Origin of the sequence: Tistlia sp., assembly GCF_040905785.1 — a bacterium.
In the GTDB taxonomy this organism is placed as follows: Bacteria; Pseudomonadota; Alphaproteobacteria; order Kiloniellales; family DSM-21159; genus Tistlia.
In genome coordinates this window covers 1-20,729 of the sequence record NZ_JBBDQW010000013.1, presented here as the reverse complement: position 1 = coordinate 20,729, position 20,729 = coordinate 1, and the positions used below count along the sequence as shown (strand labels likewise).

21 protein-coding genes are annotated in these 20,729 nt (G+C 72.2%); 12 read left to right on the top strand and 9 right to left on the bottom strand.

All coding sequences use genetic code 11. The annotated features are described in order from the left end of the window. Window positions 1–43: 43 nt before the first annotated feature. A complete protein-coding gene (locus WD341_RS03705; RefSeq protein ID WP_368424073.1) occupies window positions 44–976 on the bottom strand; it encodes a histone deacetylase family protein in 933 nt (310 codons plus the stop codon). 208 nt (window positions 977–1,184) lie between these two features. Here WD341_RS03705 and WD341_RS03700 point away from each other — a divergent pair, with 208 nt between their 5' ends. Next, window positions 1,185–2,345 (top strand): 2'-deoxycytidine 5'-triphosphate deaminase, encoded by a 1,161-nt coding sequence (locus tag WD341_RS03700; protein WP_368424072.1) that lies wholly within the window; start codon window positions 1,185–1,187, stop codon window positions 2,343–2,345. A gap of 40 nt (window positions 2,346–2,385) precedes the next feature. On the opposite strand, the gene WD341_RS03695 is transcribed toward WD341_RS03700, so the two are convergent. Further along, the gene (locus tag WD341_RS03695; protein ID WP_368424071.1) at window positions 2,386–2,613 is read right to left on the bottom strand and encodes a sulfurtransferase TusA family protein; all 228 of its coding nucleotides are present in this window, start codon (window positions 2,611–2,613) and stop codon (window positions 2,386–2,388) included. Then, window positions 2,610–3,032, bottom strand: a complete 423-nt coding sequence (locus tag WD341_RS03690) for a DUF423 domain-containing protein (RefSeq protein WP_368424070.1) — start codon at window positions 3,030–3,032, stop codon at window positions 2,610–2,612. Before WD341_RS03690 ends, WD341_RS03695 begins: the two co-directional genes overlap by 4 nt. A 272-nt stretch (window positions 3,033–3,304) precedes the next feature. Here WD341_RS03690 and WD341_RS03685 point away from each other — a divergent pair, with 272 nt between their 5' ends. From WD341_RS03685 to queG, 5 genes are read left to right on the top strand one after another with little or no spacing between them, the layout of a single operon-like run. Next, a complete protein-coding gene (locus tag WD341_RS03685) occupies window positions 3,305–3,661 on the top strand; it encodes a helix-turn-helix domain-containing protein (protein ID WP_368424069.1) in 357 nt (118 codons plus the stop codon). Window positions 3,662–3,703: 42 nt separating this feature from the next. Next, a complete protein-coding gene (locus WD341_RS03680) occupies window positions 3,704–4,366 on the top strand; it encodes a hypothetical protein (RefSeq protein ID WP_368424068.1) in 663 nt (220 codons plus the stop codon). 40 nt (window positions 4,367–4,406) lie between these two features. Next, window positions 4,407–5,462 (top strand): tRNA preQ1(34) S-adenosylmethionine ribosyltransferase-isomerase QueA, encoded by a 1,056-nt coding sequence (queA, locus tag WD341_RS03675; protein ID WP_368424067.1) that lies wholly within the window; start codon window positions 4,407–4,409, stop codon window positions 5,460–5,462. Then, window positions 5,459–6,622, top strand: a complete 1,164-nt coding sequence (gene tgt, locus WD341_RS03670) for a tRNA guanosine(34) transglycosylase Tgt (RefSeq protein ID WP_368424066.1) — start codon at window positions 5,459–5,461, stop codon at window positions 6,620–6,622. Before queA ends, tgt begins: the two co-directional genes overlap by 4 nt. 22 nt (window positions 6,623–6,644) lie before the next feature. Next, complete coding sequence (queG, locus tag WD341_RS03665) at window positions 6,645–7,766, top strand: tRNA epoxyqueuosine(34) reductase QueG (protein ID WP_368424065.1); 1,122 nt, start codon at window positions 6,645–6,647, stop codon at window positions 7,764–7,766. Window positions 7,767–7,775: 9 nt separating this feature from the next. Here queG and WD341_RS03660 read toward each other — a convergent pair whose 3' ends face one another. From WD341_RS03660 to WD341_RS03650, 3 genes are all read right to left on the bottom strand, one after another. After that, window positions 7,776–8,096 (bottom strand): hypothetical protein, encoded by a 321-nt coding sequence (locus WD341_RS03660; RefSeq protein ID WP_368424064.1) that lies wholly within the window; start codon window positions 8,094–8,096, stop codon window positions 7,776–7,778. 73 nt (window positions 8,097–8,169) lie between these two features. Beyond that, window positions 8,170–8,547 carry a response regulator gene (locus WD341_RS03655; protein WP_368424063.1) on the bottom strand — a complete coding sequence of 126 codons (378 nt, stop codon included), beginning with the start codon at window positions 8,545–8,547 and terminating at the stop codon, window positions 8,170–8,172. Then, on the bottom strand, window positions 8,544–10,976 hold the full coding sequence (locus tag WD341_RS03650; protein ID WP_368424062.1) for a PAS-domain containing protein: 2,433 nt from the start codon (window positions 10,974–10,976) through the stop codon (window positions 8,544–8,546). The genes WD341_RS03655 and WD341_RS03650 overlap by 4 nt, the downstream gene beginning before the upstream one ends. A 194-nt stretch (window positions 10,977–11,170) precedes the next feature. Between WD341_RS03650 and WD341_RS03645 the strand changes: the two genes are divergently transcribed. Beyond that, window positions 11,171–11,518, top strand: coding sequence for a DUF1491 family protein (locus WD341_RS03645; protein ID WP_368424061.1), 348 nt, complete (start codon window positions 11,171–11,173; stop codon window positions 11,516–11,518). 29 nt (window positions 11,519–11,547) lie between these two features. Here WD341_RS03645 and WD341_RS03640 read toward each other — a convergent pair whose 3' ends face one another. From WD341_RS03640 to WD341_RS03630, 3 genes are all read right to left on the bottom strand, one after another. Then, complete coding sequence (locus WD341_RS03640; protein WP_368424060.1) at window positions 11,548–12,768, bottom strand: polyhydroxyalkanoate depolymerase; 1,221 nt, start codon at window positions 12,766–12,768, stop codon at window positions 11,548–11,550. A gap of 261 nt (window positions 12,769–13,029) precedes the next feature. Further along, window positions 13,030–13,827 (bottom strand): Asp/Glu racemase, encoded by a 798-nt coding sequence (locus WD341_RS03635; protein ID WP_368424059.1) that lies wholly within the window; start codon window positions 13,825–13,827, stop codon window positions 13,030–13,032. Between the two features lie 22 nt (window positions 13,828–13,849). After that, the gene (locus WD341_RS03630; RefSeq protein ID WP_368424058.1) at window positions 13,850–15,109 is read right to left on the bottom strand and encodes a D-amino acid dehydrogenase; all 1,260 of its coding nucleotides are present in this window, start codon (window positions 15,107–15,109) and stop codon (window positions 13,850–13,852) included. 219 nt (window positions 15,110–15,328) lie between these two features. Between WD341_RS03630 and WD341_RS03625 the strand changes: the two genes are divergently transcribed. From WD341_RS03625 to WD341_RS03605, 5 genes are all read left to right on the top strand, one after another. Next, a complete protein-coding gene (locus WD341_RS03625; protein ID WP_368424057.1) occupies window positions 15,329–16,801 on the top strand; it encodes a DegQ family serine endoprotease in 1,473 nt (490 codons plus the stop codon). A gap of 119 nt (window positions 16,802–16,920) precedes the next feature. Further along, window positions 16,921–17,598, top strand: a complete 678-nt coding sequence (locus WD341_RS03620; protein ID WP_368424056.1) for a winged helix-turn-helix domain-containing protein — start codon at window positions 16,921–16,923, stop codon at window positions 17,596–17,598. After that, window positions 17,595–19,007, top strand: a complete 1,413-nt coding sequence (locus WD341_RS03615; protein ID WP_368424055.1) for an ATP-binding protein — start codon at window positions 17,595–17,597, stop codon at window positions 19,005–19,007. Before WD341_RS03620 ends, WD341_RS03615 begins: the two co-directional genes overlap by 4 nt. Window positions 19,008–19,115: 108 nt before the next feature. Next, window positions 19,116–20,474 (top strand): Re/Si-specific NAD(P)(+) transhydrogenase subunit alpha, encoded by a 1,359-nt coding sequence (locus WD341_RS03610; RefSeq protein WP_368424054.1) that lies wholly within the window; start codon window positions 19,116–19,118, stop codon window positions 20,472–20,474. Next, a partial coding sequence (locus WD341_RS03605) for a proton-translocating transhydrogenase family protein (RefSeq protein WP_368424053.1) occupies window positions 20,464–20,729 on the top strand: 266 nt, incomplete at its 3' end. The genes WD341_RS03610 and WD341_RS03605, both read left to right, overlap by 11 nt.

Sequence of the window (20,729 nt, the reverse complement as noted above, 5' to 3'; positions counted from 1 at the left end):
GCTCGTCCTTTCGCGCCCGCTCGTCTCCTCGCCCCCGCGCCGGCTAGTCGGCCGCCATCAGCGCGCCGACGTGCGCCGCGACGCTGCGTCCGAGGGCGTCCAGGTCATAGCCGCCTTCGAGCGCCGACACCACCCGGCCCCGGCAGGCGTGGTCGGCGACCCGGCAGATCTCCTCGGTCGCCCAGGCGAAATCCTCGTCCTCGAACGCGAGGCCCGCGAGCGGGTCGCCGGCGTGGGCGTCGAAGCCCGCCGAGATCAGGATCAGCTGCGGCTCGAAGGCCGCCAGACGGGGCAGGATGCGCTCGCTCATCGCGCGGCGGAAGACCGCCGAGCCGCTGCCCGGCGCCAGCGGCACGTTGAGAATGTTGTTGTGGGTCCCCTGCTCGGCGGCCGCGCCGGTGCCGGGATAGAGCGGCATCTGGTGCGTCGAGGCGAACAGCAGGTCCTGGTCGTCCCAGAAGGCGGCCTGCGTGCCGTTGCCGTGGTGGACATCGAAGTCGATCACGGCGATCCGCTGCAGCCGGTGAACGGCGCGCGCCTGCAGGGCGCCGAGCGCGACGTTGGAGAACAGACAGAAGCCCATCGCCCGGTCCGGCTCGGCGTGGTGGCCCGGCGGCCGCACGGCGCAGAAGGCGTTGGTCGCCTCGCCGCCGACGACGGCGTCGACGGCCGCGCAGACGGCGCCGGCGGCGCGCAGCGCGGCCTCGCCTGAGCCGGCGGAGACCGTCGTGTCGGCATCGACGGCGGCGTGGCCCTGCGCGGGGATGCTCGACAGCACGAAGTCGACGTAGTCGGCTGGATGCACGCGCTCGAGCTGCTCGCGCGTCGCCGCCGGCGCCTCGCGGCGCTCAAGGCCGGCGAAGCCTGGCGCCGAAAGGGCGTCCAGCACCGCCGCCAGCCGCGCCGGCGCCTCGGGATGGAACCGGCCCGGGTCGTGCTGCAGGCACGCCGGGTGGGTGAACAGCAGAGTGCTCAAGGAGTGGGGCGCTCCCTCGGGAGTCCGCTCGACGGCGGACAGCGCCCTTCCTAGACCAGCGCGCCCGCCGCCGCCAACCCCCAGCGCGAATTGCATGGCCGCCGGGGCGGGTGAGGAGCGGTCGGGCCGGCGGTGGCGGGGGCGAATCCCTTTGCCGCAGCCGGGCCGGCTTGCTACCAACCGGGCGCGGAACCGAAGAGGCGGAAGGGTGGCGAAAGTCGGAGAAACCGAGCCGGCGCAGGCGGCCGCGGCGGCTGCCGCGCGATCCGGCATCCTGCCGTGCCAGGCGATTGCCGAGCTGATCGCGGCCGGGGAGATCCGTGCCGCCGAGGACGGCCTGCAGGAGCTGGTGCAGCCGGCCAGCCTGGACCTGCGGCTCGGCCCGCGCGCCTATCGGGTACGCGCCAGCTTCCTGCCCGGCCGGGGCCGGCCGGTCGCCGAGCGGATCGCCGAGTTCTCGATGCACGAGATCGACCTGTCCGGCGGTGCCCTGCTGGAGGTCGGCTGCGTCTACATCGTGCCGCTGGTCGAGAGCCTCGCGCTCGGACCGCAGGTCTCGGGCATGGCCAATCCGAAATCCTCGACGGGACGGCTCAATGTCTTCACGCGGCTGATCGTGGACGGCGCGGAGCAGTTCGACGTCGTTCCCGCCGGCTACCGCGGCCCGCTCTACGCCGAGATCGCGCCCAACGCCTTCTCGATCCTGGCGCGCAGCGGCGGGTGCGTGAACCAGCTGCGGTTCCGGCGCGGCCGGCCCGGCATGGCCGACAGTGCGCTGCAGCGCCTGCACCGCGAGGTCGGCCTGGTCGGCGAGGCCGCCGGCACCGGCGACACCGCCCAGATCCGCAAGGGCCTGGTCTTCACCGTCGACCTCCGCGGCATCGGCGGCGGGCGGCTCGCCGGCTTCAAGGCCAAGCGCCATGCCGACGTCATCGACCTTTCGCGCATCGGCCACTACGACCCCGCCGAGTTCTGGGACCCGATCCCGGCCAGCGCGCGCGGCGAGCTGATCCTCGACCCCAACGAGTTCTACATCCTGGCCTCGCGCGAAACGGTGCGAATCCCGCCCGACTACGCCGCCGAGATGGTGCCCTACGACACCCAGATCGGCGAGTTCCGCGTGCACTACGCCGGCTTCTTCGACCCCGGCTTCGGCTGGGACCCGGACAAGGAGGTCGGCACGCGCGCCGTCCTGGAGGTGCGCTCCCACGACGTCCCCTTCCTGCTGCAGGACGGCCAGCCGGTCGGACGCCTGGAGTACCACCCCCTCGCCGCGAGGCCGGACCGGCTCTACGGCGCCGGCATCGGCTCGCACTACCACGGCCAGACACTGACCCTCTCGAAGCACTTCAAGCCCTGGGGCAACTGATCCGCGGCCTTCCGCGGCAGCGACCCGAAGCGGCCGGAGGTCAGCCGGCCTTGCGGATCCGGAAGCGGTAGATTCCCTCCGCCTCGCCGCTGTCGAGCAGCTCGTGGCCTGCGGTCTCGCAGAAGCTCGCGAAGTCCTGGACCGCGCCAGGGTCGGTCGCCTCGACGCTCAGGACCGCGCCAGCCGCCAGCGGCTTCAGCGCCTTGCGGGCCTTGAGCACCGGCAAGGGGCACTTCAGGCCCTTGGCGTCGAGGAGATGCTCGCTCATCGGGATCCCTCCGTGGTTTCGGGCCGCCTCGGCCGCTTCAGCGCGAAGGCCAGCAGCGCGCCCCAGCCGGCCAGGTAGGACAGGCCGCCCAGCGGCACCAGCGCGCCGAGCCAGCGCGGCGCCCCCAGGCCCATGGCGTAGAGCAGCCCGGAGAAGACCAGCAGCCCCCCGACGAAGGCGATGCCGGCGCCTTCGAGCAGGCGCCCGGGCCTCGCCCCGCCCAGCAGGCCGACCGCGAGCAGCGCCACGCTGTGCAGCATCTGGTAGCGCAGCGCGATGTCGATCCAGCCGGCGCGCTCCTCCGGCAGGCCGGCCAGCCCATGGCTGGCGAAGGCGCCAAAGGCGACGGCGAGCAGCCCGCTCAGCGCCCCCGCCGCCAGCCAGCGGCGGGCCCGCGGTTTCTCTTCGATCGGCGTCATGACGGCTGCAATCTAGGCGCTTTCGCGTGGCGAGAAAAGATCGGCCGCCGCAGCGGTGAAAACGCAAACAACCCTTTACCCTGACGCAATTCGGCCCTAGGTTCAATTCAACCATTTGGCGTGGGGCCCGGCCGCTCAGGCGCCGGGGCCGGTGGGCGGCAGGAGGCTGCCGTAATTGGGGGGGCACCGTGTCTGGGCAATCCGGCGCGCAGGGTATCCATTCGTTCGACCGGGACCGCGAGGGACCGAATCCCATCGACCTGCATGTCGGCATGCGCTTGAGGCAGCGGCGGGTCGGAGTCGGCATGACGCAGGAAGGTCTGGCGCGGGTCATCGGCATCACCTTCCAGCAGGTCCAGAAGTACGAGCGCGGCACCAACCGCATCGTCGCCAGCCGGCTGCTGGACCTGGCGCGCTCGCTCGGCGTGACGGTCGACTACTTCTTCGAGGACCTGCCGGACCATGCCCTCCGGGGCGAGCACTGCCCCGGACCCGGCGAGGGCGCCGACCTGCCGGCGCTGATGGCCGAGCGCGACACCCTGATCCTGGTGCGCGCCTACCACCGCATCGCCGATCCGGACGTGCGGCGCCGCCTGATCGACCTGGTCAAGTCGCTGGGCACGACCTGACGCGCCTTGCGGCGGCTCGCGCCGGGCCCATCTTTGCGGGCCATGAAGACCCTCGACCTGCCGGACGTGCCGAGGCCGCGGCCGGACCCGGCCCTGCTGGCGCAAGCCCTCGAGGCACTGGCGCGCCCCGGGCGCGGCGCCGTCTCCCTGCCCTGGCTCGACGCAGAGCGCCTGACGGGCCTGCAGCGCTCGGCCGCCCGCCTGCGCTTTCGGTCGGCCCGGCCTGAGGTCGGAACGTCGGAGCGCAGGGTTCGCCAGGACTTCGAGATCGCGCGGGAGGTGCCGCCGGGGGGTCGCCTGGCAGGCCTCGCGCGGGAGCTGGAGGGCGACCTCGCCGCCGCGCTCGGCGCGCTTGCCGAGCCGCCGATCGCCCCGCCGTGCTTCAACGACCTCGTCGTGCAACGCTACGCCGTCGGCTCGGCCGGCATCTCCGCCCACCGCGACAACCTGCGCTACCGCGACCTGGTGGTGCTGCTGACCCTTTCGGGCCAGGCCCGGCTGCTGGTCTGCGACGACCGGAGCGGCAGCGGCGCCGAGCCGGTCGACATCGCGCCGGGCCGCCTGCTGCTGATGCGCGCCCCTGGCTTCGCCGGCCTCGAGGAGCGGCCTTTCCACTTCCTGGAGAGGGTCGCGGCGCGCCGCTACGGCATCGGCCTGCGTCACGACCGGACGCTGCAGGCCGGCGCGGCCGCCGCGGGCCGGTAAGGCTTTCCGGAGCCCGGCACAGGGTGTAGGAAGCGCCGCCATGCTGCTTTCCGATTTCGATTTCGACCTGCCCCAGGCGCTGATCGCGCAGCAGCCCGTGGAGCCGCGCGACGCCGCCCGGCTGCTGCACGTCGGCCGCGGCGCCCTGGAGGACCGGCAGGTCCGCGACCTGCCGGGACTGCTGCGGCCCGGCGACCTGCTGGTCGTCAACGACACCCGCGTGCTGCCGGCGCGCCTGACCGGCCGGCGCGGCGAGGCAGGCATCGAGGTGACGCTGCACAAGGCCGAGGGGCCGGCGCGCTGGCGCGCCTTCGCGCGGCCGGGCAAGCGCCTGAAGCTGGGGGACCGCATCGTCTTCGCCCGCGAGGAAGGCCGCGAGTTCGCCGCCGAGGTCGTCGAGAAGCAGGAAGGTGGCGAGGTCCTGCTTGCCTTCACCGCGAGCGGGCCGGCCCTGATCGAAGCCCTAGAGCGTCACGGCGCCATGCCGCTGCCGCCCTACATCAAGCGGCCGGACGGCGCCGACCCGCTCGACCGGCGCGCCTACCAGACGGTCTTCGCCCGGCAGAGCGGCGCCGTCGCCGCGCCGACCGCCGGCCTGCACTTCACCGAGGCGCTGCTCGAGGCCCTGGAGGCGCGCGGCGTCGAGCGCGCGACCCTGACCCTGCACGTCGGCGCCGGCACCTTCCTGCCGGTCCGGCACGAGCGGGTCGAGGACCACAGCATGCACGCCGAGTGGGCCTCGCTGGGCGCCGCAGCCGCGGAGGCCGTAGCTCGGACCCGGGCGCGCGGCGGCCGGGTCGTCGCGGTCGGCACCACCGCGCTGCGCACTCTGGAGAGCGCCGTGCGCCCGGGTCCGGGCGAGGGCACGGTGGTGCCCTTCGAGGGCGAGACCAGCCTGTTCATCCTGCCCGGCTACCGCTTCAAGGCGGTCGACCTGCTAGTCACGAACTTCCACCTGCCGCGCTCGACGCTGTTCATGCTGGTCTCGGCCTTCAGCGGGCTGGAGCGGATGCGCGCGGCCTACGCCCACGCGATCGCCGAGGGCTATCGCTTCTTCTCCTACGGCGACGCCTGCCTGCTGGAGCGCCAGGCTTGAGCGGCGCTGCGCTCAATCTCGAGAACGGCCTGGGCTTCACGCTGCTGGCGCGCGACGGCGCGGCGCGGCGCGGCCGTTTGGTGACCGCGCACGGCACCGTCGAGACGCCCGCCTTCATGCCGGTCGGCACGGTCGCCACGGTCAAGGGCATGCTGCCCGAGCAGGTCGCGGCGACCGGTGCCGAGATCCTGCTCGGCAACACCTACCACCTGATGCTGCGGCCGGGCGCCGAGCGCGTGGCACGCCAGGGCGGCCTGCACCGCTTCATGAACTGGCCGCGGCCGATCCTGACCGATTCCGGCGGCTTCCAGGTCATGAGCCTGGCCAAGCTGCGCAAGCTCGACGCCGAGGGCGTGACCTTCAAGTCGCACATCGACGGCTCGCCGCACCGCCTGAACCCCGAGCGCGCCGTCGAGATCCAGGAGCTGCTCGACAGCGACGTCGCCATGGTGCTCGACGAATGCACGCCCTTCCCGGCGAGCCAGGAGCAGGCGGCGGCCTCGATGCGCCTGTCGATGCGCTGGGCCGAACGCTGCAGGGCCGCCTTCCGCGACCGCCCCGGCTACGGGCTGTTCGGCATCGTCCAGGGCGGCGTCCATCCGTCCCTGCGCCGGGAGTCGGCGGCGGCGCTGGCCGCGATCGGCTTCGACGGCTACGCGGTCGGCGGCCTGGCCGTCGGCGAGCCGCCCGAGACCATGCTGGCGGTGCTCGAGGAGACCGTGCCGGCGCTGCCGGCCGAGCGGCCGCGCTATCTGATGGGCGTCGGCCGCCCCCAGGACCTGGTCGAGAGCGTGCGCCGCGGCATCGACATGTTCGACTGCGTGCTGCCGACGCGCAGCGGCCGCACCGGGCGCGCCTACACCGGGCGCGGCGAGCTCAACCTCAAGAACGCCCGGCACCGCGACGATCCGCGACCGCTCGACGCCGCCTGCGGCTGCGCGGTCTGCAGCGGCTACGGCCGGGCCTACCTGCACCACCTGTTCCGTGCCGGCGAGATGCTCGGGCCGATCCTGCTGACCCTGCACAACCTGACCTTCTACCAGGTCCTGATGCGCGACTTGCGCGCCGCCATCGAGGCCGGCAGCCTTGAGACTGTCGCGGCGGGCTTCCTGGAGGCCTACGGCCGCGGCGACCTGGCGGAACTCGCCGGTGCACCGTGAACCGCCGGGCGGGCGGGAGACCATGTCCGACCTCAAGGCCGCGATCCGCGACCGGGCCCTCGCCGAGGGCTTCGACGCCGTCGGCTTCGCCCCGGCGGCGACCGGCGCGGCCGCCAAGGCCGCCTTCCGCGCCTTCCTCGACCAGGGCCTCTACGGCGACATGGGCTGGCTGGCCGAGACGGCCGAGCGCCGCAGCGATCCCCGCAGCCTCTGGCCCGAGGCGCGCAGCGTCGTCGTGCTCGGCCAGAACTACGGGCCGGAGGGCGACCCGCTGGCCCTGCTCGCCGAGCCGGAGCGGGCCAACGTCTCGGTCTACGCGCGCAACCGCGACTACCACGACACGGTCAAAAAGCGCCTGAAGCGGGTGGCGCGCTGGCTGGTCGCGGAGGCGCCCTGCCAGGTCAAGGTCTTCGTCGACACCGCGCCGGTGCTGGAGAAGCCCCTGGCCCAGGCCGGCGGCCTCGGCTGGCAGGGGAAGCACAGCAACCTGCTGAGCCGCGACTGGGGCAACTGGCTGTTCCTGGGCGAGATCTTCACCGACCTGGAGCTGCCGCCCGACGCCCCGGAGGTCGACCACTGCGGCAGCTGCCGGCGCTGTCTCGACGCCTGTCCGACCGCCGCCTTCCCGGCGCCCTACCGGCTCGACGCGACGCGCTGCATCTCCTACCTGACGATCGAGCACAAGGGGCCGATTCCCCGGGAGTTCCGGGTCGCGATCGGCAACCGCATCTACGGCTGCGACGACTGCCTGGCGGTCTGCCCCTGGAACAAGTTCGCCGCGGCGACCGCAGAGGCGGCCTTCCAGCCGCGCGCCGCCCTGCAGGCGCCCCTGCTGGCCGAGCTGGCGGCGCTCGACGACGCCGGCTTTCGCGCCTTCTTCTCGGGCAGCCCGATCAAGCGGATCGGGCGCAACCGCTTCCTGCGCAACGTGCTGATCGCCATCGGCAATTCCGCGGAGCCGGCCCTGCTGGCCAGCCTGCGCCCGCACCTGGAAGACCCCGCCGCCCTGGTGCGCGGCGCCGCCGCCTGGGCCTTCCGCCGCCTGGCGACGCCCGAGGCCGCCGCTGCCGAGGCCGCGCGGGCTCTTGCGCGCGAAACCGAGCCCGCGGTGCGCGCCGAATGGACCGAGCCGCTCGAGCCCTGAAAAGGGCCCCTACTCCGCCGGGTAGCAGAGGTAGGTGGCGCGCACCGGCTGGAGCAGCGGACAGGGCGTCAGGACCGCGTCCTCGCCGTAGAAGACCAGCCGGCCGCCGCGCTCCGTACAGGCCTCGCCGGCCTCGTAGGCGAGCTGCTCGGGCGTGTTGATCAGGCGGCTGTAGCAGTACGACAGCACCGTCGGCTGCGGCGCCGGTGTGCGGCCCTCGACCAGCGCCTGCTGCCGGGCGCGCTGGATCGGCTGGACCAGCTCCTTGGGGCCGGCCGAGGGGGCGGGATCGGTCGTGCAGCCGGCCAGGGCCAGCAATCCGGCCAGCAATCCGGCAAGCAATCCGGCAAGCGGCCCGGCCGCCCAGCCGGCAGCCCTCCGGCCGCCGCTGCCCGCCCCGACGTCAGGCCGGGGCATGGCCGGCAAGCACGTTCTTGATGAACTGTCCGAGGGTGCGCAGCGGAATCGGCTTCTCGATCACGGCGAAGGCGCCGAGCTCGCTCTCGTTGGCTTCGCGCACACGGTTCATGTAGCCCGACATCAGGATGATCTTGGCATGGGAATCCTGCTCGCGCATCCAGCGAAAGGCCTCCACGCCGTCGATTTTCGGCATGTTCATGTCGAGCAGCACGATCCGGGGACGCAGCTCCTGGAACAGGCGCTTGGCCTCGCCGCCGTCGGCGGCTTCGGCATGGGTGATGCCCAGACGGTCGAGGAACTCCGCGATCTCCCGCCGCTGGCTCTCATCATCGTCGGCGATGACGACCGCCACCTCGGTCATGCCTCGAACCCCTCTGCTCCGATCAGAGCGGCTTCCTCGATAGTCCCATCTTCGACCGCCGGCAAGAGAATCTCGAACTGAGCACCACCTTCGATATTCCAGACGTTGATGTGGCCGCCCATGCCGGCGATCGCGCGGTAGCAGATCGACAGCCCCAGGCCCATGCCCTTGCCGAGCTCCTTGGTCGTGAAGAAGGGATCGAAGATCCGGGGCAGGTGTCCCTCGGGGATGCCGCCGCCGGTGTCGGAGATGCGGATGGACAGGTTCGACCGGCCCGGGCGGTCGAGCAGCGCGACCTCGATGCGACCGCGCGGCCCGGATCGCTTGCCCTCGGCGGGCGGGCCGCTCTCGATGATGGCGTCGCGGGCGTTGGTGATGAAGTTCAGGATCACCTGCTCGATCTCGAAGGGCCGGCCGCGGATCCGACGGGAGCTCGCCGGCACCTCGTCGAGCAGCTCGATCCTGTCGAGCGCGATCTGGTTCTTCGAGAGCATCAGCGCGCCGCGCACCACCGCGGCCAGCTCGACCTCCTCGAGCCCCGGCAGGTCGGCGCGGTTGAAGCGGCGCAGATGGTCGACGATCTTGGCCATGCGCTCGCTCTGCTGGCGCACCGTCTCCAGCTTGTCGCGCATGTAGCCGAGCGCCTCGACGCCGTCGGCATCGTAGGCCATCAGCGCGTTCTCCGAGGCCATCGAAAGAGCGTTGAGCGGCTGCGCGATCTCGTGGGCGAGGCCGGCGACCACCTGGCCCAGCGAGGCCAGCTTGGCAAGGTGGAGCGCCTGCTCCTGGGCCGCGCGCAGCTCCGAGATGTCGCGCCCGACGCCCTGGATCTCGGCGACCTCGCGGTTCTCGTCGAGGATCGCGCGGTAGGTCCATTCGACCCAGGCGACCTCGCCGTCGGCCTTGTCGACGCGGTAGGCCAGGGTCAGGGTCGGGTTGTCGGGGGTGATCCTGGCCAGCTCGCGCTCCACGGCGCCGCGGTCGAGCGGATCGATCGGCTCGAACTCCTGATGGCCGATCAGCTCCTCCCGTCGGCGCTTAAGGAAGCGGCAGATCGCCTCGTTGACGAAGGTGCAGGTGCGGTCCGGCGTCATCCGCACGATGAACTCGCGCTGGTTCTCGACCACGGCGCGGTAGCGGGCCTCCGAGGCCTGCAGCAGGGCCTCGGCGCGCCGCCGCTCGGTGATGTCGAGATAGGTGCGCACGACGCCGCCGGTCGCCAGCTCGTGCTGGCGGACCTCCAGGACGGTGCCGTCGGCGGTCACCTCCTCGAAGTTGTAGCTGCCGGAGAAGCGCAGCCGCTTGACCTCGGCCTCCACGCTTTCCGCCGGCTCGCGGCTGCCGAAATCGCCACGCAGGGCGCGGTACTCCAGCAGGGCGGTCGCCTCGGCGTCGGCCCGCAGCAGGCCGCGCGGGTAGCCGACGGCGCGGCGGAAGTTCTCGTTCCACCCGACCAGCCGCAGGTCGCTGTCCCAGACGCTGACGCCGTGGTCGATGGTGTCGAACACGACCTCGAGCATGCCGGCGTTGGCGGCCAGCTCCTCGTTCGCCCGGGCCAGGGCCGCGGTGCGCTCTGCCATCACGCCGTGAGCGCCCTTCAGGCGCTCGGCCATCCACCAGAGCAGCCCGCCGACGATCGCCAGCAGGACGGCCAGCGGCGGCCCGAGCCGCAGCAGCAGGCGCTCGCCCGGCTGCGCCGGACGCCAGGCCAGCTGGCCGACCGGGCTGCCGTCGGCCCCGGCGAGCGGCCGGACGGCCACGCCGTCGGGCGGCACGGCGGCGGCCGGCAGCACCCGCAACTCGTCGAGCAGGGGGCTGACGTCGAGCTCGCGGCGCAGCTCGCGCTCCAGCGGCACGGCGATCAGCAGCACCGGGCCCGAGGCCGAGGCGCTGGTGCCGGCCATGCCGCCGGGTTCGGCGATGACGGTCGCCGCGGCGGCATAGGTGGTTCCCTGGATCGCGACCAGGCCGACGGCGCGACCGGTCAGCTGGTCATCCTGCCGGGGAACCTGCAGAAGCAGGGCGCCAAGGCCGCCCTCCAGCTGCACCGCCCCGGTCGCCTCGAGCGGCGCGTCCTCGCTCAGCACGCCCAGGATCCTGCCGTCGCCGCCGATCAGGAAGGCCAGGGGCACGTCGTGTTCGACTTGCAGCCGGTCCGCGAGCCGCTGTTTCGGCGGGCTGGCTCCCGGCGACAGCAGCGCCCGCAGGCTCTCGGCGCTCCAGACGCTGTACTCCGCGGCGATCGCCCGCAGCCGGCTGTCGACCCGCTCCAGGCCCTGCTCGACCGCGGTCTGCGCCTCCTGGCGCGCCAGATCGTTCTGGATCCAGGCGCTGTAGCCGAGCAGGCCGCCGGCGACGCCGACGAACAGCAGGAACAGCGCCATGAAGGGCGCGAAGAAGCCGGTGCTCGATCTGGGCGGCTTGCTCACGCCGCTTGCCTGTGCCATGGCCTCGCCCGCTGGATCTCCCGTATGAGTTCATCCGCCCAGGTGGATTTGATCCCAGAGGTGGATTTGATCCCAGGGGTGGCAGGAAAGGCAATGGCGCCTGCCGCCTTGCGGCAGCATAGCAGAGCGATCCACGGCGGCGCCGGGGCGGCAAAGGGCATGGGACGGGAGCGGCAATGAGCGAAGAACGTCTGCCGACGGAAGTCTGGGTCATGGCCCAGGTGCGGCGCTGCCACCAGGAGGGCCGTCCGGCCTTCGTGCTGCGCAAGGGCGACCTGCGCGGCGGCCTCGTCCTGCTGAAGGTCAACCGGCTCGACGGCACCGCCCTCGTGCTGACCCAGCAGCGGGACCTGGAGGGCCGCCTGGGCTGGATGGTCGCGGTCGGCAAGGGCCCCGTCGCCGAGGCCGAGGCCGACGCCTACCTGGAGCGCGCGACGGGGCGCGACCCGGATCTCTGGCTGGTCGAGGTCGAGGACCGCCGGGGCGAGCCGCCGTTCGAGGGCCCGCTGATCACCCTCGGCTGACCCGCCGGCAGCGCCGGCTCCGGCCGGGCTCAGGCGTGAGTGCGGATGAAGGCCGCGATCTGCGGGCAGATCCGCTCGCGCCAGCGGCGGCCGTTGAAGATGCCGTAGTGTCCGACTCCCTTCTGCAGCAGGTCCTCCTGCTTGTCGGCCGCCAGGCCGCTGCACAGGCGGTGCGCAGCGATGGTCTGCCCGGGCGCCGAGATGTCATCCAGCTCGCCCTCCACGGTCAGCAGCGCCGTGGTCTCGATGGCCTTGGGCTCGACCGGGATGCCGCGCCATTCGAGCTTGCCGCGGGCCAGCAGGTGGCGCTGGAAGACGCGATCCACAGTCTCGATGTAGTACTCGGCCGGCACGTCCATCACGGCGAGGTACTCGTCGTAGAACCGGCGATGCTGGTCCGCCGAGTCGCCGTCGCCGCGGACCAGGTGCCGGAAGTACTGGACGTGCGCGTCGACGTGCCGCGAGGGGTTCATCGAGATGAAGCCGCCAAGCTGCAGGAAGCCGGGGTAGACCTCGCGGCCGGCGCCGGGATAGATCGCGGGAACCTTCGTCAGGAGGTTCTTCTGGAACCAGGACAGCGGGCGCGACTCGGCGAAGCGGGTGACCTCGGTCGGCGCCGCGCTCGCGTCGACCGGGCCGCCCATCAGGGTCATGGTCCGCGGCTGCGCCGGATCCTCGGCCTGAGCGAGCAGGGAGACCGCAGCGAGCACCAGCGGCGCCGGCTGGCAGACCGCGATCACGTGAACGTCCGGCCCCAGCTTGCGCATGAAGGCCAGCAGGTAGTCGAGGTAGGCGTCGACGCCGAAGGCGCCGGCCTCGGCGGGCACGTCGCGTGCGTCGGTCCAGTCGGTGATCCAGACGTCGTGCTCGGCGAGCAGCGCCTGCACCGTGCCGCGCAGCAGCGTCGCGTGATGGCCGGACATGGGTGCCGCGACCAGGACCCGCGGCTGCGCCGCCCGCGGCCCCTGCTTGGCAAAATGCAGCAGACGGCAGAAGGGCAGGTCCATCTCGACGCGAGCCTCGACCGCCACCTCCCGCTCGCCGACCTTGACGCTGTCGATGCGCCACTCGGGCTTGGGCCGACGCAGGGTCGCCGAATCGACGACGTCGATCCCGGCGACGATGGATTTGCCGAGATGAGTGTAAGACGCCGGCACCCAGGGATGGGTCAGGACTTCCCGCGTGAGGCCCGAGAAAAGGCGCCACGGCATCAGCGCCGTGTGTTGAAACTCATAGAGGCTGTAGAGCATTCGGCTGTCTTTTCATGGCTGTTGCGCGTGCCTCGACCGCACTGCGCATGTGCGATGCCTGACACAGCCTTGCATGACAATGATTAACGGAAAACTTCGTTCCCTGGGCTTCTGTACCCCGACTCGGGGGTGGCGACGGCAGGATCGGGATTGGAGCGCGAAACATGCTTTCGCGCAAGCCCGCCCGGGAGAAGGGAAAATTCTGCCCGCACCCCGTAACCGGACGCTTTCGGACAAGTCCCGCAGCGCAGCGAAGAACAGCTATGCCAGAGGCGCGTGGAACAGCCGGCCGTAGCCCGGCACGCCGTCCTCGATTCCGGCGAGACGCAGGCAATGCCAGATCAGGGCGTGGTTGCTCGAGGTCACCGGCTTGCCCAGGCGCGCCTCCAGCCGCTCGGCGACGGCGACCAGACGCAGCGAGGTGCAGGACACGAAGACGCCGTCGACACTCGGATCCGACCCCAGCTCGAGCGCCGCCGCCTCGATCGAGTCGAGCGAGATGCGCGCCGCCTCGTTGTCGTTCTCCTCGGTGAAGGAGCCCATCACCGGCACGGGCACGCCGCGCTCCTCGAAGTAGCGGCGCATCCACTGGTTGATCGAGTCGACGTAGGGCGTCAGCAGGGCGATGCGCTTCATGCCGAGCGCCTGGAAGGCCGCCCGGGCGGCGGTCACCGGCGTCGTCGTGGCGACTCCCGGCCGGCTCTCCCGGATGCGGTCGCCTACCGCCTCCTCGCCGATCACCATGGAGGCCGAGGTGCAGCCGTAGCCGACGACGTCGAGCGGCAGCCCCGGCAGGATCAGGTCGGCCGCCTCCGCGAGTCGCGCCTCCATCAGGGCCAGGGTCTCCGGCGTGATCCGCGGGTCGTTGCGGACCCGGCTGCCATAGACCGCGACGCCCTCCAGGCCGCCGAGGACCCGGTGGAACTCGTGCTCGATCGTATGGTCGGAGGCCAGCACGATCAGGCCGATCCGCGCCCGTCCGGCGAGGCCGGGGTCGAGGCTGTGCGGCAGGTGCTGACGGGACAGCGGCGGGTCGCGCTCGAGCTGCTGGGCGGTCATGGAACCTCCTCGGTGGATCGGGTCAGGCAAGGGGCAGGCCCGGCAGGGTCATGCCTTCGGTGTCGATCGCCGGCCGCCGCCCGGCGATCGCGTCGGCGACGATCTCGGCGGTGCCGCAGGCCATCGTCCAGCCCATGTGGCCATGGCCGGTGTTGAGGAACAGGTTGCGCTGCCGGCTGCGTCCGAGGATCGGGATTCCCGTGGGCGTCATCGGGCGCAGGCAGGCCCAGAAGTCGGGCTGCTCGTAGTCGCCGGCCTCGGGGAAGAGCTCGCGCGCCAGCCGCAGCATGGCGGCGAAGTCCTCGGGCCGGTGGCTGGTGTCGTAGCCGGCGAACTCTGCGGTCGCGGTGATGCGCAGCCGCCCGTCCAGTGGGCAGTAGGCCACCAGGTTGTCCTCATCGACGCCGCCGATGCGCGGCGCGGTGCCGCCGGGGTCGGTAGGGATCGTCACCGAGTAGCCCTTGACCGGATAGATCGGCAGGTCGAGCCCGAGATCGCGGGTCAGGTGCGGGCTGTAGACGCCGAGCGCCAGGACGTAGGCCTCGGCCTGCAGCTCGCCGCGGTCGGTGACGACCCGGGCGACGCTGTCGCCCTCCACGGCCAGGCGGCGCACCGTCTCGCCCCAGCGGAACTGCACGCCGAGCCCGGCGCAGACCTCGGCCAGGCCCAGGGTGAAGCGCCGCGCGTCGCCGCTCTCGTCGCCCGGGGCGTAGAGCGCGCCGGCCAGGTTCCCGGAGACCGGCGCCAGCGCCGGGTCGAGGGCGGCGACCGCTGCCGGGTCCAGCGCCTGTAGCTCGATGCCCTCGTCGGTCAGGACCGACATCTTGGCTACCGCGGCCTCGAAGCTGGACTCCTTGCGGTAGAGATAGAGCAGGCCGCCGTCGCGGCCCTCGTAGCCGACGCCGGTCTCTGCGACCACCGCCTTGAGGCAGTCCTGGGCATAGCGGCACAGCCGGACCTTGGTCGTGGTGTTGATGCGCGCCCGCTCCGAGGTGCACTGCGCGAGGAACTTCAGGGTCCAGCGCCAGAGCGCCGGGTCGAGGGCCGGCCGGAAGCGCAGCGCCTGGTCGTTGCGCCACAGCGAGCGCAGCAGCATCCCCGGCGCCCGCGGCGAGGACCAGGCGTAGGCATGGCCGGGCGCGACCAGGCCGGCGTTGGCGAAGGAGGTGAAGTTCGCCGCGCCCTCGCCGCGATCGACGACGACGACCTCGTGGCCGTCCCGGGCCAGGCGATAGGCCGAAGTGACGCCGGCGAGGCCCGCGCCGAGAACCGCGATACGCAAGGCCTCCCCCTCCTCCCGGCTGCGCCTCGGCCGCGAGCTTACACAGGCGCCGCGCCGCGCCCAAGCCCGTTGCGGCAGACTCCACAGACCGCCGGCCCGGCGATGATGGACAAGTGTTAAGGCGCCGGACAGAGCGCGGTAAGGCGGTCCTTCCCATCTTTCGGAGCGACGCCGGCCTGCGCTGCCGGTCCGTTTTTGAACGTATTAGGAGACACATCGATGCACAGCCAGACCACGACGCGACAGGCGCTCGGGCGGCCGCTGCGCTGGGCCGGCGCCGCGCTGGCCGGAAGCCTGCTTGTCTGGACCCAGGTGGCGGCCGCCGCGCCGGCGCCCGAGTCCTTCTCCGGCCTCGTCAAGGAGGTCAGCCCCGCGGTCGTGCTGATCACCTCCGAGCAGAAGGCCGCGGAGCGCCCGGATGGCGCCCCGCAGATGCGCGGCAACCCCTTCGAGGGCACGCCCTTCGAAAAATTCTTCGAGCGCTTCGGCGAGATCCCGGGCCAGCCCGGCCCCGGCGGACCCAAGGCCCCCCTGCGCGGTCTCGGGTCCGGCTTCGTGATCGACGCCGAGGGCTACGTCGTGACCAACAACCACGTGGTCGCGCAGGCCGACACGGTCCGGGTCAAGCTGAGCGACGGCCGCGAGCTCGACGCCAAGGTCCTGGGCACCGACCCCAAGACCGACCTGGCGCTGCTCAAGGTCGAGTCCGACGACCCGCTGCCGGCCCTGTCCTGGGGCGACTCCGACGCCATGGAGGTCGGCGACTGGGTGATGGCCATCGGCAATCCCTTCGGCCTGGGCGGCACGGTCACCGCCGGCATCGTCTCGGCCCGCGGCCGCGATATCGGCGCCGGTCCCTACGACGACTTCATCCAGACCGACGCCGCCATCAACCGCGGCAACTCCGGCGGCCCGATGTTCAACCTCGACGGCAAGGTCATCGGCATCAACTCGGCGATCTACTCGCCGAACGGCGGCTCGATCGGCATCGGCTTCGCTATTCCCTCGAACCTGGCCCGCAACGTGATCGCGCAGCTGCGCGACAGCGGCTCGGTCGAGCGCGGCTGGTTGGGCGTGCAGATCCAGCAGGTGACGCCGGAGCTGGCCGAAGCCTTCGGCCTGGCCGAGAATGAGGGCGCGCTGGTCTCCGACGTCATCGGGGACTCGCCCGCCAAGGCCGCCGGCTTCCGCGCCGGTGACGTAATCACCTCCTTCGACGGCAAGAAGATCTCGACGATGCGCGACCTGCCGCGCCTCGTTGCCTCGGTCGAGCCGGGCAGCGAGGTCGAGGTCGGGGTCCTGCGCCACGGCCAGGAGGAGACGCTGGAGGTCGAGATCGCGCGCCTCGAGCCGCAGCAGACCGCGGCGATCGACCAGCCGGCCGAGAGCGAGTCGGGCAAGCTCGGCGCCACGCTGTCGGCGCTGACGCCCGAGCTGCGCGAGCGGATGAGCCTGGACAGGGAGGCCGAGGGCGTCGTCGTGACGGACCTTGCCCCGGACGGACGGGCCGCGCGCCAGGGCCTGGAGGTCGGCGACCTGATCGCCGAGGCCGACGGCAAGGCCGTCGACAGCCCCGCCGCCTTGGAGAGCGTGCTCGACGAGGCGCGCGAGGCCGACAAGGCGGCCGTCGCCCTGCTGGTCAAGCGCGGCGGCAATGCGCTCTACCTCGGGCTGCGCCTGGCCGACGCCTGAGATCCTTCGTCCCGTCGGCCGGGGCGTGAAGGGCCGGCCGCTTCAGAGCGGCCGGCCCTTTCTTTTGCGCCAGGGTCAGCTAGAACGCACAATCGAGAGCAAGGGGGGAAAGGTTCGCGATGCGCATCCTGATCGTCGAGGACGACGCCAAGACCGCAGACTACCTGGCCAAGGGCCTGGACGAGGCCGGCCACACGGTCGACTGCGCCGCCGACGGACGCGAGGGCCTGTTCCTGGCCTCCGGCAGCGATTACGACGCGGTCGTCCTCGACCGCATGCTGCCGAAGCTCGACGGGCTCGCGGTGCTGCAGGCGCTGCGTGCCGCCCAGATCCAGACGCCGGTGCTGATCCTGTCCGCCGTCGGCCACGTCGACGAGCGGGTCAAGGGCCTGAAGGCCGGCGGCGACGACTACGTGGTCAAGCCCTTCGCCTTTTCCGAGCTGCTCGCCCGCATCGAGGCGCTGTCGCGCCGCCGTACCGCCGTCGCCGCCCAGACGCGGCTGAACGTCGCCGACCTGGAGATGGACCTGCTGGCGCGTCGCGTGACGCGCTCGGGCAAGGCCATCGACCTGCAGCCGCGCGAGTTCAAGCTGCTGGAGTACCTGCTGCGCCACAGCGGCCAGACCGTGACCCGAACGATGCTGCTGGAGGGCGTCTGGGACTACCACTTCGATCCCCAGACCAACGTCATCGACGTCCATGTCAGCCGCCTGCGCCAGAAGATCGACCGGGACTTCGGCCTCCCGCTGATCCACACGGTGCGCGGCGTCGGCTATCGGCTGGCGGAGGAGGCGTGAGCGCAGCGCGCCGCTGGTGGCGCGGCGCGAGCTTCCGCTTCGCGGTCCTCTATGCCCTGTTGTTCGCGACCTCCATGGCCGCGCTCGGCGGCTTCGTCTACTGGTCGAGCGTCGACGTCATCGAGCGGCAGGTCGGCGACACCGTCCAGGCCGAGCTGCGCGGCCTCGCCGAGCAGTACGCCGAGCGCGGCCTTCCGCGCCTTCTCGAGGTCATCGAGCAGCGCAGCGCGCCCGGCGGCGACACCGACAACGTCTACCTGCTGGTCGCGCCGTCCGGCCAGCATCTGGCCGGCAACCTGCGCAGTTGGCCCGAGGCTGCGCAGCCCGACGGCGAGTGGCTGCGGCTGAGGCTGTTCCGCACGCTCGAGCATACCGAGCCGGTCACCGTCGGCGCGCGCGCCTTCGAGCTGCGCGGCGGCTTCCGCCTGCTGGTCGGGCGCGACATGGGCGCGCGCGAAAGCCTGCGCCGGACGATCCTGGAGGCGATCGGCTGGGGCCTGGGGGCGGCCCTGCTGCTGGGCGCCTTCGGCGGCTGGCTGCTCGGCCGCTACCTGCTGAGCCGGGTCGAGACGGTCAGCCGGATCAGTCGCCGGATCGTCGACGGCGACCTCAGCCAGCGGGTGCCGCTGAGCGGCACCGGCGACGCCTTCGACCGGCTCGCCGAGAACCTGAACCGCATGCTTGCGCGCATCGAGACGCTGATGACCGGCATGCGCGTCGTCACCGACAGCCTCGCCCATGACCTGCGCAGCCCGCTGACGCGCCTGCGCAGCCGCATCGAGATGGCCCTGCGCGAGCAGGAGGCGCTGCATCCCGACGGATCCGGCACCGGGCAGGAGGCAGCGGATCGCCAGGTGCTGGAGCAGGCCCTGGCCGAGGTCGAGACGATCCGCGGCACCTTCGATTCCCTGATCGCCATCGCCGAGGCCGAAGCCGGACTGACCCGGGTCGCCTTCGACAGGGTCGACCTGGCCGAGCTGGTCGCGGAGCTCGCCGAGCTCTACGAGCCGCTGGCCGAGGAATCCCACTGCCGCCTGAGAGTCGCGCTCGACGGGCCGGCGGCGGTCCCCGGCCACCGCCAGCTGCTCGCCCAGGCGTTGTCGAACCTGCTGGACAACGCCCTCAAGTACGGCTGCCAGGGCGGCGAGATCGCGATCGCGCTCGAGCGGACGGGGGGCGAGGCCCTGCTCAGCGTCTCGGACCGCGGCCCCGGCATCCCGGCCGCGGCGCGCGAGGAGGTGCTCAAGCGCTTCGTGCGCCTGGACGAGAGCCGCAGCCTGCCCGGCAGCGGCCTGGGCCTGTCCCTGGCCGCCGCGGTCGCCACCCTCCACGACAGCCGCCTGGAGCTGCAGGACAACGCTCCCGGCCTCAAGGTGGTCTGGCGCTTCGCCCTCGCCGCCGACGGCTGACCTCCCGGCGCCCTGGCGAGGCCCCTGGGGGCAGCACCCTTGCGGGCGGGACCTCGTCGCGGCATGGTAGCCCCCGCTAGGGGAATCGGTACGAACGGCGGAACGCCCATGAAGATCGCCATCCTGAAGGAGCGGCGCCCGGGAGAGGCCCGCGTGGCCGCAACGCCCGAGGTCGTGAAGAAGTACCTTGGGCTCGGCTTCGAGGTCGTCGTGGAGTCCGGCGCCGGCGCTGGCGCCAGCCTGCCCGACACGCTCTACGAGCAGGCCGGCGCCGCGCTCGCCGCGGACGCCGGCGCCGCGCTCGCCGGGGCCGGCATCGTGCTCAAGGTGCAGCGGCCGACCGCCGAGGAGGCCAAGGCCTTCGACCGGGGCGCGCTGCTGCTGTCCCTGATCGACCCCTACCGCGCGGGCTCCGAGCTCCAGGCCCTGGCCGAGGCCGGCATCACCGGCTTCGCCATGGAGTTCATTCCGCGAATCACCCGGGCGCAGTCGATGGACGTGCTGTCGAGCCAGGCGAACCTCGCCGGCTACAAGGCGGTGATCGACGCGGCGGCCGAGTACGGCCGGGCCTTCCCGCTGATGATGACGGCGGCCGGGCGGGTCAACCCGGCCCAGGTCCTGGTCATGGGCGCCGGCGTCGCCGGCCTGCAGGCGATCGCGACCGCCAAGCGGCTGGGCGCGGTCGTCCATGCCACCGACGTGCGCCCGGCGGCCAAGGAGCAGGTCGAATCCCTGGGCGGCAAGTTCGTCGCCGTCGAGGACGAGGAGTTCCGGCAGGCCGAGACCGCGGGCGGCTATGCCAAGGAAATGAGCGAGGCCTACCGGCAGAAGCAGTCCGAGCTGATCGCCCAGACCATCACGAAGATGGACGTGGTCATCACCACGGCCCTGATTCCCGGCCGACCGGCGCCGAAGCTGATCTCGGCCGAGATGGTCAAGTCGATGAAGCCGGGCTCGGTGATCGTCGACCTCGCCGTCGAGAACGGCGGCAACTGCGCGCTGTCGGAGCCCGACCGGATCGCGGTCAAGCACGGCGTCAAGATCATCGGCCACCGCAACCTGCCGGCGCGTCTGGCGACCGACACCTCCCAGCTTTATGCGACCAACCTGTTCAACCTGGTCTCGCTGCTCTGGGACAAGGCCGAGAAGCAGCTGGCGATCGACTGGGAGGACGAGATCGTCAAGGGCACCCTGGTGACCCGCGACGGCGACATCGTCCACCCGAGCCTGGAGCAGGTGAAGGCCGAGCTCGCCAAGGGCGGCGGCGACGCGCCGGCCGGGACCGCGGACAATTCCCAGGCGGGCAAGCCCCCGGCCGGCAAGTCCGGCACCGCGAAGAAGGCGCCGGCGAAGCGCGCCGCGCGCGCCGGCAAGGCTGAGGGCGCCGAGGGCAAGGCGGCCGGAAGCGAGCAGAAGGCCGAAGGCGCGGCCGCGGCGACCGAGGAGGCCGGCAAGAATGGCAAGTGATGTCGTGATCGAGCGGCTGCGGGAAGCGGCGGGCGACGCCGGCGAGCTGGCCCGCGAGCTGGGCGTGCTGGCGGACGAGGCGGCGCGCGGCGTCGGCAGCGCGGCGTCGGGCGCCGCCGCCGAGCAGGGCGCCTCGCCCCTGGTCGTCGGCCTGACGGTCTTCGTGCTGGCGGTCTTCGTCGGCTACCACGTCGTCTGGCGCGTGACGCCGGCGCTGCACTCGCCGCTGATGGGCGTCACCAACGCCATCTCCTC

Bases quoted from the DNA above. Each gene is read 5' to 3' on its own strand.
- WD341_RS03695 (WP_368424071.1), bottom strand. From the start codon at position 2,613: ATGAGCGAGCATCTCCTCGACGCCAAGGGCCTGAAGTGCCCCTTGCCG.
- WD341_RS03690 (WP_368424070.1), bottom strand. From the start codon at position 3,032: ATGACGCCGATCGAAGAGAAACCGCGGGCCCGCCGCTGGCTGGCGGCG.
- WD341_RS03685 (WP_368424069.1), top strand. From the start codon at position 3,305: ATGCGCTTGAGGCAGCGGCGGGTCGGAGTCGGCATGACGCAGGAAGGT.
- WD341_RS03680 (WP_368424068.1), top strand. From the start codon at position 3,704: ATGAAGACCCTCGACCTGCCGGACGTGCCGAGGCCGCGGCCGGACCCG.
- queA (WP_368424067.1), top strand. From the start codon at position 4,407: ATGCTGCTTTCCGATTTCGATTTCGACCTGCCCCAGGCGCTGATCGCG.
- queG (WP_368424065.1), top strand. From the start codon at position 6,645: ATGTCCGACCTCAAGGCCGCGATCCGCGACCGGGCCCTCGCCGAGGGC.
- WD341_RS03655 (WP_368424063.1), bottom strand. From the start codon at position 8,547: ATGACCGAGGTGGCGGTCGTCATCGCCGACGATGATGAGAGCCAGCGG.
- WD341_RS03645 (WP_368424061.1), top strand. From the start codon at position 11,171: ATGAGCGAAGAACGTCTGCCGACGGAAGTCTGGGTCATGGCCCAGGTG.
- WD341_RS03640 (WP_368424060.1), bottom strand. From the start codon at position 12,768: ATGCTCTACAGCCTCTATGAGTTTCAACACACGGCGCTGATGCCGTGG.
- WD341_RS03635 (WP_368424059.1), bottom strand. From the start codon at position 13,827: ATGACCGCCCAGCAGCTCGAGCGCGACCCGCCGCTGTCCCGTCAGCAC.
- WD341_RS03625 (WP_368424057.1), top strand. From the start codon at position 15,329: ATGCACAGCCAGACCACGACGCGACAGGCGCTCGGGCGGCCGCTGCGC.
- WD341_RS03620 (WP_368424056.1), top strand. From the start codon at position 16,921: ATGCGCATCCTGATCGTCGAGGACGACGCCAAGACCGCAGACTACCTG.
- WD341_RS03610 (WP_368424054.1), top strand. From the start codon at position 19,116: ATGAAGATCGCCATCCTGAAGGAGCGGCGCCCGGGAGAGGCCCGCGTG.